A 15,349-nucleotide genomic window follows, 5' to 3' on the forward strand; every position below is an offset into this window, starting at 1 on the left:
GTAAAGTTAATAAAATTAAAGATAAATTAATCTTCCACAAGCAACTGGCTCACCGGATTTTTAATTACATGCAAACCATCATTAATCAATTTCATATGGTCTAATTCTTTGCCGGCCTTAATTTCAAGATATACCTGGATCTCCTTTTCCAATGGGTGATAGATTTTTTTATGGAAAATGATTTCGAGGATTTCCAATGCACAAAGCCAGTCCTGACGGTGATCTGTTTTCAGTTCTGTAAAAATTTCGGCAAGTTCTTCAAGGTTTTCGCCACTTTTCCTAATCTCTCTTACTTTTTTATACAAAGCATGTAGTTTCAGGGTTTTATCATCATATGTAATTGTATGTGTTTTTTCGCCACTGATCAACGTAATTTCTTCATATGCATCTTTATCTGCAGCGCCATTAAATACCGACACAATTTTTTCGCCAATCGCCATGTCGTAAATGCCCCATTCAGGTTTAAACAGGACGTTTCCATTACTTTCGCTAACCGTACAATCATTAAAGGCAATTAAAATTACTTTATTGTCTCTGATGAGCATATCTTTAACCGTACCAACAACTCTAATTCCGCTTTCAAATGTAAATTCGGTCTTTTCACCTTTAATGATGTTCAAAGATTCCAGTTCTGACAGGCTATAATCTTCCAATGGTTTTTCTGATCCTTTCAAACGACCAACCGGCGACGAAAAGCCATCAACATGGTAATCTTTGCCATGCCCAACCAGTTGTTTATTGTTAAAAGCCAGTGCAGACGGCCCTGTGGTTTTAATAAAGGTTACTTCATCGTTGGGGTTAATGCCCATATCTGTAAACACACCACTTACCTGCAAGCCCGAACTGTACACTGCTGTAGCTACGTTTTTGCAAGCAATGGCTTTCATAACGCTTTCTGCGCCACCTTTTCTAAAAGCCATGGTATTGGCAAATTCTTCCAGTACATCAATCAGGTTCTGGAAAGTTTCGGTTACAAAAAGTTGCGGCTGTGGTTTGGTAATATCGTAAGCGTAATTTATCGTATCAATATTGTACCAAAGTTTTATCACGTCGCTTTGCATACAACTTGCACTTTCGCCGATAGAAGAAAGCAGGCCGGCACCATAAATTTTTGGGTTTTCCAGCGTTCCAATCAAGCCATATTCAACTGTCCACCAGTGCAGGCGGCCAAGCAGGGCCATTTCAGACGGTTCGCCCATATTTTCGCTAATGTAGCGTAATTCCTTTTCAGCCCTGGCAATCTGAAATTCATCTGCATCTACAGCCTCCTTTAAAATGGAAAGCTTCCTGATGGCTTCGTAAAGTTCAAAATCCTTTGCCGAAAACATGGCTTTTGCTCCTATAGATCCGAAATAACTGAGGTAATTATTGTAATCGGTATCGGCAATAATTGGTGCATGGCCAGCACTTTCGTGGATAATATCGGGTGCGGGTGTATATTCGATATGGTTAATCTGGCGGATATCAGCTGCGATAACCAACACGCGGTAAGCCTGATATTCCATAAAAGCTGCCGGCGGAATAAATCCATCAACGGTTACTGCTCCCCAGCCAATTTTGCCCATGTTATCGTTCATGGTTTGCAGGTCAGGGATGTATTCTATACTTAAGCCTGCTCTTTGCAAACCTTTTATATAAGGGTAATAAGCAACATTTTTAAGGTAACTATAATTCTGGCGCATCACATAACGCCAAACGGCCTGATCGATCGGTGTATATTTTTCGTAATTCTGGGCAACAATAAATTGCTTTAAATGATTGGGCAATTTGGCTACCTGCGCATTATTAAAATCATTAAAATGGCTCATGGTTATTCTGAAAATAAGTTGGTCGGCAGCTAAGTTAGGGTGTTGTTTCTATCTTAGCAAGAAAGCGGCCGCATAAATTAACAGGATAAGGTAATAAAGGTTTGAGGGGGATGAAGAAGATAAAGTTGATCGTTTATTAATGATTAGGAAAGCCAGGCCAGCATTTCATCGGGAGGCTTCGGTCGGGCTGTTCGCTATATCTCCCGATTTTACATCGGGGGGATGCCGCTTCCATCCCGTTTATTTACAAAAGCTTGTGCTAATGAACCCGGTTTTCTTTGCAATTTGCTATAAAAACCGAAAATAGCAGCAATATCTTGCCCACCTAAACCCGACTGGCGCGTAAAGCCCGCAGCGAGGCACGAGTGAGGACTTGAAGCAAAGGCGGGGCTGTAAAAACCGATTAGCAATGTAACTGATTTCCAAAAAAAATGATTTGGTATTAGGAGGCTAATGGTTAGGAAATGAAGAGGTCTGTTTACCAGGCTATTAAAATCAAATTTAAAAGATTTCTCCATTACGCCACCGATGAAAAATCGGTAAGCTTCAGTCGAAATGACGGGACTATTTTTTATAAAATAATTATCCCTCAGTATGACCGCAAAAGGATGCCGCTTCCATCCCGTTTATTTACAAAGACTTGTGCTAATGGGTCGGGTTTTTCTTTGCAATTTGCTATAAAAACCCAAATAGTAACACTACTTTGCCTACCTAAACCCGACTGTAGCGTAAAGCCCGTAAACCGAGGAACGAGGTGCGGACTTGAAGCAAAGGCGGGGCTGTAAAAACCAATTAGCACCGTAATTGCTTTCCAAAAAACGATAAATTATATGAAGCAAATGGGTTAGGCATTGTGTGCCACTACTATTCCGTGTTAATCAGTGCATCCCCGCCTGAATTATCGGCCAGGTGTGGCAAAAAGATATTAATCTTTTTTCCCGATTTTCTTCACACTGAAAGTAAAGTAATGTTGATACAGATAACTAAATAAGGCCATTAGAACCGAAACTACAATCCGCGAAAGCATTGATAACGTTGGATAATCGCGTAAAAGTTCCAGTAAAAACTTCAATAACACATAATTAGCCAAAATATTGATAAACTGAAGGTTTAAAAACCTAAAAAGCTGTACCCTGCCTTTTAATTCGCTGTGCGTAAATATGATGTATTTATTAAGCAAAAAACTGGTTGGGATAGCCACAGCATAATCTACCAGTAGCGAAGCTGTTTCCCTTTGCAGCACAATTACACCAAAATTGACTTCTTCTGTTTGAAAAATAAAAAAATAAGCAAAATAGTAGCTTAAAATGCCTAGTAATAAAGTGCCGCCACCGGTTGCCAGATATCTGAAATTATGTAAAGAAATATATTTTTTAAATGGAGGATAAAAAAAATCTATTAAGGCTAAAATGGCGTTACGCATTATTTAAAACTGTTCTGTTATTTTGGGGCGCAATTTACAATTAAATTTTTATTGGCACCCGAATAAGATCATTTAAGCTTTTTAATCATTGTTGGTATAAGCTGCTGGTTGTGCCACAAAATCAATCACTGCGCACCAGCTGTACGATGGATGGGGCTGTATGCTCACACCAACGGTGTTCAGCTTGTATTTCTGATCCAGCAAATTAAACCGGTGACCAAGCGATGGTACGCCACAATCCAATAACAAATGACAAACAATATCCAGGCTGTTTGAATAGCCGAAATCAATATTCTCGCTCATGGCCTTGTTCGGGAAATATTTAGATAAACGTTTCGAAAATTTATCACCATTGCTGCTTTCGTGTGTATCGAGGTTGTTCCGGTTTAAATCCTGTGCATGACTGCGGCTTAAAGAAGTGAGTTTATCATCAGGGTAGAATACCTGCAGATTTTTAATGCCCCGTAAATGTTTTAATAAAGAGGTATAGTAGGGGTTGTTCCGGGTAATGCGCAGTTCGTTATAGTTTCTATATTGCTTTACTTTGGCGTTATAGTTATTAATGTAATCTTCTAAAAACGTATAATAAAACTTTTCGCCATCAATTCTGATCAGGTTCATATACATCACAATATTTTTCTCTTCGTTACTTAAATAAGAAGCATTTGCTGCCGTATTGGCCCTGCGGAATTCGGCATCTGTCCATTTTTGGGCATTTGCGCTGTTGATAAAAATGAAAAGTAAAAGGGCAGGTAGAAGTATTTTGCGCATCTGATGGTTTTCATGGATAACGCCAATTGATGCGGTTTATTTTCTGCTTAGAGATTTTGTTCGGCGCTGGGCGTTTAGTGGTTGGTGCTGAATGCCCAAAAGATAAAAATTAAGCAAAAAGACACGAAGGCACAAAGAAAAAAGTCTTTGTGCCTTCGTGGTAAAAAAATGCTAAAAGTTTATAAAAACATACCGCCTGAGGCTTCAATGCGTTGTGCGGTAATCCATCTTGCATCTTCGGTACATAAAAATGCTACTACGCCACCAATATCGTCAGGTAAACCCACACGGCCTAGCGCTGTATTGGCAGCTATACCTGCATTAAGCTGGTCGTTATCGCGCACCATTCCACCTCCAAAATCGGTTTCTATAGCGCCCGGTGCAATAATATTCGATCTGATTCCTCTGGCACCCAATTCTTTTGCCTGATATTTTGTTAGGGTTTCCATGGCACCTTTCATTGAGGCATAAGCCGCATAACCTGGTGTGGCAAAACGCGCCAGTCCGGATGAAACATTAATGATTCCGCTGCCATCATTTAACAAAGGCAAGGCTTTTTGGGTTAAAAAGTAAGCCCCTTTATAATGGATGTTTACCAAAGTATCGAATTGTTCTTCCGTCGTATCAGCAAATGAGGCATGGATACCAATCCCTGCGTTATTGACCAAAAAATCGAATTTCTCTGCATTAAAAACAGATTTTAGCACAGTTTTAACTTCGTTGAAAAAGGCATCAAAAGTTTTAGCATCGCCAACATTTAATTGTAGGGCAGCAGCAGCTGCTCCCAATTTTTTAATTTCGTTAACAGTTTCTTCTGCTTCTTCTTTTTTAGATTGATAGGTGATGATTACACCAAGTCCTTTGGCTGCAATTTTTAGCGCAGCGTTTTTTCCTAATCCGCGGCTACCGCCGGTTACCAGGGCAATTTTATTTTGTGTTTCCATTTTCTTTTTATTTGTTAAACAAAATTAGATGGAAATTGGCTGTAAAAATGGTGACAGCTTAAGTAAAAATGGTGACGGTTTAAGTTTTATATGGTGACAATTTCCTTATTTGTAGCTAAAGACTCGAAATAAGCCTCCCGATACTGTTTTGGGGTTTGACCAGCGAAGTGTTTAAAAAACTTGGTAAAGTTAGATGGATCGTAAGTTAATATCCTCGCAATTTCTGCAATGGGCATACTCACATTTTGCAGCATGGCTTTAGAAATCTCCATCAGGCGCTCTTCGAAAAAGAAACATGGCGAATGGCCGGTAGCAGCTTTAATGGTATTGCTTAAATGAGTTGGATGTACATGGATTAGATCGGCAAAATCTCTAACCTCAAACATTTCTGTCGCACGGCCAGATATAATGTCATCAAGGTGTTTATCTAATTCTTTTAAATAATCTGCTGCAATTTCATGTCGACGGGCAAAAAACTTCTGTGGGATTTTCATATCAATGATTTTGATCGCTAAACAAATATACCATTCAGGCGATTGATAATGAAATTACATTACCGCATTTGTTCTTTGTGACTGAAGGATTACCCGCAAAACCCGCTGTAAAAACAAAAGCCGCTGATGTTATAGCATCAGCGGCTTTATATTTTATTAATTTAATCCTTATTTTTTGCTGAACGGGAGGTCGAAAGTACCATCAGTTACTGTTACCGATGTATTAATGGTCGCATTTTCATTGGGTGCTTTAAAAGAAAACGTTCCTTTTAATCTCCCTCCGGTTTCGCTGGTAATTACCAAAGTGCCGCTTGTAGCCGAAAATGAGCCTGTAGGTGTTTGATCTTTCATGTAAGTTCCGCTTCCATCGGTCGAGAAGTCATAGGTGCCAATGCCTTTATAACCAAAAACGCCAAGAGCCATGCGTTTTTCACCATTTAGGGTTACAATGCTGAGTAAATTGCCAATAACAGGCATATTGGTTGTTACTGCTTCGCCGGTAAAACCGATTGTGACACCATCAATTTTTGCGCTTAAATTATTGGTGCTGTTATTGGTTTCGGGCAGTTTAACCGGAACCAAACTGATGTTAAATTGCCCTTCGGTGATGGTTTTACTTGTTGAAGTAGATAAATTTTCTCCTTTAAACTCAAATGTACCCTTAATGTATTTATCTGCTAAATAACTTGTTATTTTTATACTTCCGGCGGTACTTCCGATGTAAGTATCCTGAGAAAAGGATGTGCCTGTAAGGTAAGAGGCCAGATTGTTATCGGATAAACTATAGGTGCCAACACCTTTAAAATCGCTGATTATTAAGGTAAATGCAGTGGTACCCTTGTAACCCGAAATTTGTGCGCTGATATTTCCACCGACGTTGTAAACCTGGGCATTAGCTATAGTACATTGCACTAAAACGCCATCAACTTTTCCGCTCATAGAGGATGAATCCCACTCGGGATGGTAATCGATTTCTTTTTTGCAGGATGAAGTAATTAAAAGGCATATCAATGCCAGGAAGGATAGTTTAAAAGATAATTTCACGAGGGTTAATTTGTTATGGTTAATAAATTTATGCGAAGATAAAAAATTAGTTAAGGTCTAATGAAAAGATATGCAGCTTTTTAACGAATTTTTCCCGCTGATACCAGTCGTTATAAACCAGTTCGACCTGTTTGACTTCAAAAGTGCCAAAATCGAAATCCCTGTATTTTTTTATCAGATCAATCAGTGCAGTTCGATTTTTTAGTTCCGATCTGAAACGAATTACGGTAGAGTGGGCCGTTTGGATGGTGTACCGTTTATCAATGCTTTGCTGCAGATCAGAACTTTTAAAAGATTTACGCAGATCGTCCCTGATTTCGTTTAGCGTATCGGTTAAAAATCCCTGGATTAAAATGCACGATGAAGATGCAGTAAGGCCTTTAAACTGAATCCTGAAACCCTTATGCCTGACCAAGACCTTTTTAATCATATCGATATAATCCTGAACCTCGATATCCTTTAAACTAAAACCGTTATAACAGGAAATGATAGACATTAAAGTGATGTGGATATCTGCATTTTGATAATAATACTGATCAGGGTCAATGGCTTTAGCTTCGCTTAAAAATTGCTGGATATTATGATTTGTTGCTGCATCAGGTCTGATTACCAGGGTAATGCCGAAACGATTATCAGTCTTATCGTCAATTAGAGGATCAGTTTCATAATCACCATTGGCTATTTTGGCAATCGATTCTGTGTAAAGTTTATTATAATGTTCGGCTAAATTCACTTTTCTTATACAAAAAAGTCGCAGGGGTAAAAACCTGCGACTTGATAAAACTGTCGTCATCTCGACCGAAGCACCGCGGAGTGGAGAGATCTATCTCGGGTCAGATCTACCGGCTTTGTTGCTCTCCGTTCGAGATGACGGATCTATAATTTTTATGCCAGCAATGCTTTCCAGCTGGTAGCTTTACCAATAATACCGGCTAAATCGGCAATGGCTACACGTTCCTGCTCCATGCTATCGCGGTGGCGGATGGTAACCGTATTATCTTCTAAACTTTGGTGGTCAACCGTGATACAAAAAGGCGTACCTACGGCATCCTGACGGCGGTAGCGTTTACCAATCGCATCTTTCTCCTCATAAATACAGTTGAAATCAAATTTCAGTTCATCCATAATTTCACGTGCTTTTTCCGGCAAACCATCTTTTTTGGTCAGTGGGAAAATAGCCACTTTATATGGTGCCAAAGCAGGGTGTAAACGCAATAAAGTACGGCTGTCCTGTTTATCTTCAGTACTTAAATCCTGCTCTTCAAAAGCATTAATCATCGTTAACAGGAACATGCGGTCTAAACCGATAGAGGTTTCGATTACATAAGGAATGTAATTACCATATGGTTTACCTTCTTCATTTAAATCGTTGTCAAAATACTGCATTTTCTTGCCGGAAAACTCCTGGTGCTGCTTTAAATCGAAATCGGTACGGCTGTGGATTCCTTCAACCTCTTTAAAGCCAAACGGGAATTCGAATTCGATATCCGTTGCCGCATTGGCATAGTGCGCCAGTTTAACGTGGTCGTGGTAACGGTATTTTTCAGGATTGGTACCTAAAGCCTTGTGCCATTTTAAACGTGCTTCTTTCCAGTATTCGAACCACTTTGTGTCTTCACCCGGACGAACGAAAAATTGCATTTCCATTTGCTCAAACTCACGCATACGCATAATAAACTGACGGGCAATTACCTCATTTCTGAAAGCCTTACCAATCTGCGCAATACCGAAAGGAATTTTCATCCTTCCTGACTTTTGAACATTTAAAAAGTTAACAAAAATACCCTGAGCCGTTTCCGGGCGAAGATAAACTTCATCGCTGCCCTCGGCCATTGCACCAAACTGTGTGCTAAACATCAGGTTAAACTGGCGTACATCTGTCCAGTTTGAAGTTTTTGAAATCGGGCAGATTACTTTATAATCAACAATTAAATCTTTTAGCTGTGCTAAATTTTCCGATTTAAGTGCCAGGTTCATTTCTATTTTAAGTGCAAGGCCTTTTTTTACAAATCTCCAGCTTGCTTCATCAACAAATGGATATTTTGCATGGTCTAAAATGGTTGCCTCATCTTTAAATCCTGGAATCCAGGCCGCTTGTCCTTCATCACTTAAACCCAGTATTTCCTGTTGAAACTCCTCAAATTTAGCTTTGTTTTCTGCACTGAAATTCGCTAATTCCGAATATAATTCATCAATTTTATTCTCCAGTAACTGATCGGCACGATAACGTTTTTTCGAATCTTTGTTATCAATCATCGGGTCGTTAAAACCATCTACGTGTCCGCTGGCTTTCCAAACCTTAGGGTGCATAAAAATTGCAGAATCAATGCCTACAATGTTTTCGTGCATTTGCACCATGGCTTTCCACCAGTATGTTTTAATGTTGTTTTTCAATTCGGCACCCAATTGGCCATAATCGTAAACAGCACTTAAGCCATCGTATATTTCGCTGCTCTGAAATACAAAACCGTATTCTTTAGCGTGTGATATTACATTTTTAAATTGTTCGTCGTTATTCTTTTGAGCCATAATGCAGCAAAGATAATAAATAAGGTAAAAGGTAAGCGGTAAAAGGTAAAAGGTTTTTGATCAGCTTTAAAGGAACAGTGAAACTATCGTAAAACATAAAACTTTGATGTCCGCCGGGTGACTAAAGATCGTCAGAAAAAACGAAAAGCATCCTCACCAATTAGCTTATATGTTCTTAAATGTCGCAGATGGTTAAAAATATTGAGAAAAGCAATGGTAGTGCCGGTCGGTTGCGTGGTTCCTGCTTTACGCTTTACTTCTCCCGATGAAAAATCGGGATCGTGCCCGCTGCTATCAGGTTTAAGTGGCCAATCCTGTAAAAATATTGATGTTTAACTTTATGGGGTAAAAAAAAATCGGCGCCGCTAAATGCAACACCGATCTTTGACGAGAAACGTTCATTCTGATTAATTTTATGGAGTAGGGGGTGTATCGGTGCCAGTTGTAATAATACTTACAATTCCCTCCGTACCGTTTGAACCAACCCCATTAACTGGAGAAACGCCAACACCTCCTTCTGAACCCCAGCTTGGAACCGGTCCCATGGTTTTGCAATCGCTGCTTTTAGAAAAAGTGCCTGTTGTTTTACCATCATCTCCGGGTTGCCCGGCCAAGCCTTGCGAGCCGCCAACTCCCGGCCGGCCACCTGCGCCGCCATTGGTTTGCATAGGAATCTGAGCGCTTCCGGATTGATTGTGTTTCATCACAATAGAAATATCGCCGCCTCTGCCACCCGGGCCGCCAAAACCGCCATCTCCGCCTTTCCCGCCATGCCCTCCATTTCCGCCGTGTCTCCCTAACTCACAGTCATCTCCGTCGCCGCCTTTACCTCCTTTACCACCGGTTCCGCCTTTGCCCCCAGTGCCACCATCTCCTCCTTTACCCCCAACGCTGGAGATGTTAAAACCCCCGTAGTATATTTCTACTTCTAACCTGAAATTTCCAGCGGCTCCACCAGGTCCCCCTGTTCCACCATTGCCACCAGGTCCGCCTGGCCCGCCAGGTCCACCTAATTCGGCACAATCATCATCGCAACACCATGGGCAGTTTGCTTTGTTACCATTAATACCTAAACCACCATTTAATCCTTCTGGCCCGGTGAAACCTACAGCTCCATCTGTACCGTTTAAAATAATATTATGCATGTTAATATGATTTTTATTAAGCTAATTTGTTATTTATTTACTTGTTAAAATTGAAGCAGAACGGCTTTCAAGCTTGTTCGAATAAGCTTTTGCAGTTTTACACTTTAAGAAAAGGTAGGATGATTTTATCTCCATTTTTCCGTTTGTATGTATTACCAGGTTTCTGCCTTTTATAAGATCGGTACCAGAATTAACGGTTAGCGTAGAATTGGTATTGATGATGATGTCATCTAATGCAAAATACACTATATTTAATCCAAAACGCGGGTTCTTTAATAAATTCGTGGTCATTTTATAGGCGTGTACGGCTTCAAAGTCGTCCCATAAAATCTGTTTGCCGTAATAACTGGTAAGTAGTTTTGCTAACTGAAAGTGGCTTTTCCTTCTGATATTCCTGAACTGGGTTTGTAACGAATGCTCCACATGATCGTGACATTTACAGTCACTTTGTTTTGAAAAGTTATAGTCTTTTTTCGCAATTGCTAAAGATTCTTCATCGTCATCAGAAATGGCTCTTAAGACATTTTCCTTGCTTAAACCTTGCGGAATTATGCTCAATTCCTGCAGGTCTTCAAATGATTTAACAGATACATAATGTAAAGCATCTGAAAACATTTTTTCATTCGGACCGATGGTAATGTGGCTGTTTTCATCAACTTCAAGGGTGAGTGATTTTACCCTCTGCAGTTCTTTTACCGAGATTAATTTTCTTTCTTTAAAATTTTCCATGATTTTAGGTTTTGTTTAATGCCAAATAATAATTGGTGTGATTGATTGAGTTTAAAAATTAATAGGGTTCAGATTTTGCTGTGTACGCTACTTTTTCTTCTTTTTTCGAGGTTTTCGACATGGTTTTCAAGGTTTAAATACTGCCTACTTTATTCAGGATTTTCGGCTTCTTCCTTTTGTATTTCCGGTTGTTAAACATTACTCAAAATTGAAGTAACGGCCCTGGAAAAACATTAGGTAAAACACTAAAAACCAGTAGTAAATGCAACAAAATAAAATGCAGTAAAAACAACAGGAAAATATGGGGAAAACCCCATCTGTTATGGTTAAAAGTTTTATCACTTTTGATAATTAACATTAACTTTAATCAGAACCAAACCAATCATGAACATGAAAGATTTCCTTATTTATGCCATCGTATTTTTATTCGGCGCACTCGTGCTTTATCTGGTACAAAAACTAACCGGTTTAATAAAAACTGAAGAGAGGAGCCAGCCCAATACGATGGATACCAGAACAATTAAACAAATGGTTAACCAGTACCGGAATAACCATCTGGATGCCATTAACAGCACACTAGGTTTAAATGATGCCCATTCGGTTTCATTCGGCTTAAAAACACTTAAAAAATTTATTGCCGATATCGAATACCAAACCAAAAAGAGAAACCCGGGTATTGGTATAGGTGCCCTGGGTGTACGTTTTTATTATGCTGCATATCCTAAAGAAGGTGAATGGGAAAACTTTGAAAATGAAAAATCGATTGGAAAAGATTATGCCGGGAAACATACACTCGTGATGATTCCAACTTTGAAAAAGAAAATCAACAATGGAAGTTGCCAGGATTATGATTTTAATCCTTTAGATGAGTCGACCTATTTAATAAATGAGCGCGAAAAACAACGTCCTGTGGCATTCATGGCCATGGATTCTACCAGCAATGATGATCAGTCGGGGCAGGTAATGGCACAAAACCACGGACAATTGATTCCTCCAGCCGAGGCAGTACAGGAAACTTATTAGCAAAATATGTCGGGCTTTCAAACATTTTTAAGCAATGCACTCCTGTGGGTAGAAGGATTGGCTGCTATAATTTCTATTTTTTACTATTTTAAAAACGCGGCAAATAACCTTTGGAAGTACTTTGTATTTTACCTGGGCTTTATTTTTATGTGCGAGCTTTTTGGTAAATATGGTGAAAATTGGATGACCTTCTCAAAGGCGCAGTTTTATAATTATTTAGTAATTCCTTTACAGTTCCTCTTTTTTTACTGGCTGTATGCTGTTCAATCTTTAAAGAAAAGAGGCCTGTTCATCATTTTTTCTTTATTATATTTAATCTCCTTTATCCCAAGCGAATTTTACTTTAAAGGAAGTAAGATTATCTTTTCATTTAATTACACCTTTGGATGCCTTATTTTAATGGTTTTGGTGCTGATGGAATATTATAAACAGATTACCTCATCCGATATCATTAATTTTAACAAGAACAGGATGTTTTATATCAATTTGGGCGTAACACTATTTTATATTGGTACTTTGCCATTTTGGACTTTCTATTACTTATTGGTAAAATATCATCCGATGTGGAATGTTTATTATGATTACTTCCTTGTTTCTGGTATTGTAATGTATGTATTATTCTCAATTTCATTTATATGGGGAAAACAGAACTCTTAATTACCATTATTCTGTTTAACCTGTTTTTTGTGCTGTTTGTGGTGGCCGTTATGGTTTATATCAAAAAATATAAACAGCGGAAAAGGGAATACCTGAAAGAAATCGAGATTACTAACGAGATGCATCAAAAAGAACTATTAACCACACAGTTAGAAATACAACAGGCTACGATGCAGCAGATCGGGCGTGAGCTGCACGATAACATCGGACAAAAATTAACCCTGGTAAGTCTTTACACCCAGCAGTTGGTGTACGAAAATAAGGTGCCGCAGGAAAATGAAAGGATTGAGCAGATTTATCAGATCATTAATTCATCGTTACAGGATTTAAGAAGTTTATCAAAAAACCTCACCAACGATAATGTAATTGAAAATGAATTGGTAACTTTAATACAGGAAGAAGTAAATCACATTAATGCCTTAAAAAAGTGTAAAGTAACTTTTGAGCATAATTTCGAAAAAATTGACCTCGAATTTGTAAAAAAAAACGTGTTGTTACGGATTACGCAGGAATTTTTTCAGAATAGCTTAAAACATGCCCGTTGCAATAACATCACCATCAGGTTAAAATCGTCTCCCGAGTTTTTTTTGGCATTACGCATACAGGATGATGGAGTGGGTTTCGATTATGTCGGGTTAACAGCAGATGGCATTGGTTTAAAAAACATGAAAAAAAGGGCCGAAATCATTGGCGGGCATTTTAACCTGCAGAGCAAAGCCAATTTTGGTACCACACTTACCATTTTACTAGATAAACAATCATGAAAAAAACAATAGTTGTTGTTGATGATCATATCCTCATCGCGAAAGCGCTGCAGGGCATTATTAATAACTTTGCAGCCTTTGAGGTGATTTATGTATGTGAAAACGGGAAAGACCTTATTGATAAGTTTGAAAGCAATTGCAAAATTCCAGATATTATCCTTTTAGATATCAGCATGCCCATAATGGATGGTTTTGAAACCGTAAGCTGGTTAAAAGAGCATAAGCCTGATATAAAGGTAATGGCCTTAAGCATGCAGGGCGAAGAAAAAAGCGTAATCAAGATGGTAAGCAACGGTGCTACGAGCTACTTGCTCAAAAATGCACATCCGGCAGAACTCGAAAATGCACTGACCAGGTTAAATGCGAATGGTTTTTTTTATCCCGATTGGGCATCAAAAATCATTTTTTCCAGTTTAAATAAAAACAAAGACAGCGAAATCAAAATTTCTGACAGAGAAAAAGAATTTCTAAAATATACCGTTACCGAGCTCAATTACAAAGAAATAGCCGATAAAATGTTTTGCAGTCCACGTACAGTGGAGAGTTACCGCGATCAGTTATGCGAAAAACTGGAACTAAAAACCCGTGTAGGATTGGCTGTTTTCGCCATTAAAAATGGATTTGCATAGTGGGGTTATGTTTGTTTAATTGGGTTAATTGTTTAAACTGTATAAAGTGGTTCACTGGTATGGTTCCACAATTAACCGATTTCAACAATTAGCCAGTTAACCTATGTTTACAATTGACCTATCCTACAATTAACCGATTTCAACAATTAGCCAGTTAACCTATGTTTACAATTGACCTATCCTACAATTAACCGATTTCAACAATTAACCAGTTAACCTATGTTTTCAATTAACCTGTCATACAATTAACCGATTTAAACAATTAACCAGTTAACCTATATTTACAATTAACCTATCATACAATTAACCGATTACAACAATTAACCAGTTAACCTATATTTACAGTTAACCTATCTTCCATCTTCCATTTTTTCCTACTTTTGAGCCATGAAATTCCATCACTTACTATTCCTGGTTGTTATTGCTGTGTTTAGCTCGTGCAAATCAAAAGAAAAAAGCCATCAATATATTAAGTTTAGTAGCACTGCAGAATTATATCAGTTCTTAAAATGGTCGCCTGAAAACCGTTTCCCTTTAATTAGTGCGCACCGCGGCGGCCCGATGCCTGGTTTTCCTGAAAACTGTATCGAAACCTTTGATAATGCCACTACTTACAACCCGGTGGTAATCGAATTTGACATTGCTTACAGCAAAGATTCGGTGATGGTGATTATGCACGATGACCAGCTGGATAGAACTTCAACCGGAAAAGGCCCAGTAAGCAATTATACCTATGAAGAATTAAAAGCTTTTAACCTTAAAGATACTGAAGGCAATGAAACCAAATTTAAGATCCCTGCTTTGGATAGTGTGCTTAGCTGGAGTAAAGGCAAGGTTTTGTTAACCATCGATTTGAAAAAAGGTGTTTCCTATGCCAAAGTGATCGAAAAAGTAAGGCAATATAAAGTAGAAAGCAATTCAATTATCATTACCTATACCGCCGAGCAGGCAAAAGAAGTGCATCAGTTGGCACCAGAATTGATGATTTCGGCCTCTGTGCAAAAGAAAGCTGAATTGAAAAGATTAAACAACATGGGCATTCCCAATAACCGGATCGTTGCTTTTGTTGGTGTTGCTGCACCCGATAAAGAACTTTACCAATACCTGCACAGCAAAGGCATCACCACTATTTTAGGTACCATGGGCAATATTGATAAAAGTGCCAAGGCAAGTCCTGTTAAAAATGTGTATTATCATCTCGTAAATAATGGTGCCGATATTTTATCAGGCGATAACCTGCCTCAGGCATCAGAAGAGCTGGATAAATTCAGGTACAATAAAAAAATAAGTTCAACGCATATTAATTAACCACAGATAAAAGGGATGAAAAGAGATCTGGCAGTTTTAAAATCTGTGTTTATCTATGCAATCTGTGGCGAAACATATTAA

General features: G+C 38.6%; 16 protein-coding genes. 5 read left to right on the forward strand and 11 right to left on the reverse strand.

The features are described from left to right. Positions 1-26 precede the first annotated feature (26 nt). From ABD769_RS03325 to ABD769_RS03375, 11 genes are all read right to left on the reverse strand, one after another. Positions 27-1,808 (reverse strand): aromatic amino acid hydroxylase, encoded by a 1,782-nt coding sequence (locus ABD769_RS03325; RefSeq protein WP_344849390.1) that lies wholly within the window; start codon positions 1,806-1,808, stop codon positions 27-29. Positions 1,809-2,017: 209 nt separating this feature from the next. After that, positions 2,018-2,326, reverse strand: coding sequence for a hypothetical protein (locus tag ABD769_RS03330; protein ID WP_344849392.1), 309 nt, complete (start codon positions 2,324-2,326; stop codon positions 2,018-2,020). A 407-nt stretch (positions 2,327-2,733) separates the two neighbouring features. Continuing rightward, entirely contained in the window at positions 2,734-3,231 is a 498-nt protein-coding gene (locus ABD769_RS03335; RefSeq protein ID WP_344849394.1) for a GtrA family protein, read from the reverse strand. Between the two features lie 81 nt (positions 3,232-3,312). Further along, positions 3,313-4,002, reverse strand: coding sequence for a CAP domain-containing protein (locus tag ABD769_RS03340; RefSeq protein ID WP_344849395.1), 690 nt, complete (start codon positions 4,000-4,002; stop codon positions 3,313-3,315). A gap of 179 nt (positions 4,003-4,181) precedes the next feature. After that, positions 4,182-4,946: an SDR family NAD(P)-dependent oxidoreductase gene (locus ABD769_RS03345; protein WP_344849397.1), complete on the reverse strand. Its 765-nt coding sequence runs from the start codon at positions 4,944-4,946 to the stop codon at positions 4,182-4,184. An 86-nt stretch (positions 4,947-5,032) separates the two neighbouring features. Continuing rightward, positions 5,033-5,440 (reverse strand): helix-turn-helix domain-containing protein, encoded by a 408-nt coding sequence (locus tag ABD769_RS03350; protein ID WP_344849399.1) that lies wholly within the window; start codon positions 5,438-5,440, stop codon positions 5,033-5,035. Positions 5,441-5,608: 168 nt separating this feature from the next. After that, positions 5,609-6,484, reverse strand: a complete 876-nt coding sequence (locus tag ABD769_RS03355; protein ID WP_344849400.1) for a DUF6252 domain-containing protein — start codon at positions 6,482-6,484, stop codon at positions 5,609-5,611. Positions 6,485-6,530: 46 nt separating this feature from the next. Continuing rightward, positions 6,531-7,217, reverse strand: a complete 687-nt coding sequence (locus tag ABD769_RS03360) for a 2'-5' RNA ligase family protein (RefSeq protein ID WP_344849402.1) — start codon at positions 7,215-7,217, stop codon at positions 6,531-6,533. Positions 7,218-7,369: 152 nt separating this feature from the next. After that, entirely contained in the window at positions 7,370-9,013 is a 1,644-nt protein-coding gene (locus tag ABD769_RS03365; RefSeq protein WP_344849404.1) for a glycine--tRNA ligase, read from the reverse strand. A 413-nt stretch (positions 9,014-9,426) separates the two neighbouring features. Further along, positions 9,427-10,158, reverse strand: coding sequence for a hypothetical protein (locus ABD769_RS03370; protein WP_344849406.1), 732 nt, complete (start codon positions 10,156-10,158; stop codon positions 9,427-9,429). A gap of 33 nt (positions 10,159-10,191) precedes the next feature. Beyond that, positions 10,192-10,887, reverse strand: a complete 696-nt coding sequence (locus ABD769_RS03375) for a hypothetical protein (protein ID WP_344849407.1) — start codon at positions 10,885-10,887, stop codon at positions 10,192-10,194. A gap of 390 nt (positions 10,888-11,277) precedes the next feature. Here ABD769_RS03375 and ABD769_RS03380 point away from each other — a divergent pair, with 390 nt between their 5' ends. The 5 genes from ABD769_RS03380 (at position 11,278) to ABD769_RS03400 (ending at position 15,268) form a co-directional block, all read left to right on the forward strand. Beyond that, a complete protein-coding gene (locus ABD769_RS03380) occupies positions 11,278-11,910 on the forward strand; it encodes a hypothetical protein (protein ID WP_344849408.1) in 633 nt (210 codons plus the stop codon). A gap of 6 nt (positions 11,911-11,916) precedes the next feature. Further along, positions 11,917-12,567 carry a hypothetical protein gene (locus tag ABD769_RS03385; RefSeq protein WP_344849409.1) on the forward strand — a complete coding sequence of 217 codons (651 nt, stop codon included), beginning with the start codon at positions 11,917-11,919 and terminating at the stop codon, positions 12,565-12,567. Beyond that, positions 12,546-13,331 carry a sensor histidine kinase gene (locus tag ABD769_RS03390; RefSeq protein WP_344849411.1) on the forward strand — a complete coding sequence of 262 codons (786 nt, stop codon included), beginning with the start codon at positions 12,546-12,548 and terminating at the stop codon, positions 13,329-13,331. Before ABD769_RS03385 ends, ABD769_RS03390 begins: the two co-directional genes overlap by 22 nt. Further along, positions 13,328-13,960, forward strand: a complete 633-nt coding sequence (locus ABD769_RS03395; RefSeq protein WP_344849413.1) for a response regulator transcription factor — start codon at positions 13,328-13,330, stop codon at positions 13,958-13,960. The genes ABD769_RS03390 and ABD769_RS03395 overlap by 4 nt, the downstream gene beginning before the upstream one ends. Positions 13,961-14,347: 387 nt before the next feature. Then, positions 14,348-15,268 carry a glycerophosphodiester phosphodiesterase family protein gene (locus ABD769_RS03400; protein ID WP_344849415.1) on the forward strand — a complete coding sequence of 307 codons (921 nt, stop codon included), beginning with the start codon at positions 14,348-14,350 and terminating at the stop codon, positions 15,266-15,268. Positions 15,269-15,349 lie beyond the last annotated feature (81 nt).

Origin of the sequence: Pedobacter jeongneungensis, from assembly GCF_039538295.1 — a bacterium.
Lineage (GTDB): Bacteria > Bacteroidota > Bacteroidia > Sphingobacteriales > Sphingobacteriaceae > Pedobacter > Pedobacter jeongneungensis.

What these genes read in the sequence shown, in the direction of transcription:
- ABD769_RS03335 (WP_344849394.1), bottom strand. Translation starts at nt 3,231, where the DNA reads ATGCGTAACGCCATTTTAGCCTTAATAGATTTTTTTTATCCTCCATTT.
- ABD769_RS03400 (WP_344849415.1), top strand. Translation starts at nt 14,348, where the DNA reads ATGAAATTCCATCACTTACTATTCCTGGTTGTTATTGCTGTGTTTAGC.
- ABD769_RS03390 (WP_344849411.1), top strand. Translation starts at nt 12,546, where the DNA reads ATGGGGAAAACAGAACTCTTAATTACCATTATTCTGTTTAACCTGTTT.
- ABD769_RS03395 (WP_344849413.1), top strand. Translation starts at nt 13,328, where the DNA reads ATGAAAAAAACAATAGTTGTTGTTGATGATCATATCCTCATCGCGAAA.
- ABD769_RS03345 (WP_344849397.1), bottom strand. Translation starts at nt 4,946, where the DNA reads ATGGAAACACAAAATAAAATTGCCCTGGTAACCGGCGGTAGCCGCGGA.
- ABD769_RS03375 (WP_344849407.1), bottom strand. Translation starts at nt 10,887, where the DNA reads ATGGAAAATTTTAAAGAAAGAAAATTAATCTCGGTAAAAGAACTGCAG.
- ABD769_RS03380 (WP_344849408.1), top strand. Translation starts at nt 11,278, where the DNA reads ATGAAAGATTTCCTTATTTATGCCATCGTATTTTTATTCGGCGCACTC.
- ABD769_RS03330 (WP_344849392.1), bottom strand. Translation starts at nt 2,326, where the DNA reads ATGGAGAAATCTTTTAAATTTGATTTTAATAGCCTGGTAAACAGACCT.
- ABD769_RS03340 (WP_344849395.1), bottom strand. Translation starts at nt 4,002, where the DNA reads ATGCGCAAAATACTTCTACCTGCCCTTTTACTTTTCATTTTTATCAAC.
- ABD769_RS03325 (WP_344849390.1), bottom strand. Translation starts at nt 1,808, where the DNA reads ATGAGCCATTTTAATGATTTTAATAATGCGCAGGTAGCCAAATTGCCC.
- ABD769_RS03350 (WP_344849399.1), bottom strand. Translation starts at nt 5,440, where the DNA reads ATGAAAATCCCACAGAAGTTTTTTGCCCGTCGACATGAAATTGCAGCA.
- ABD769_RS03385 (WP_344849409.1), top strand. Translation starts at nt 11,917, where the DNA reads ATGTCGGGCTTTCAAACATTTTTAAGCAATGCACTCCTGTGGGTAGAA.
- ABD769_RS03365 (WP_344849404.1), bottom strand. Translation starts at nt 9,013, where the DNA reads ATGGCTCAAAAGAATAACGACGAACAATTTAAAAATGTAATATCACAC.
- ABD769_RS03370 (WP_344849406.1), bottom strand. Translation starts at nt 10,158, where the DNA reads ATGCATAATATTATTTTAAACGGTACAGATGGAGCTGTAGGTTTCACC.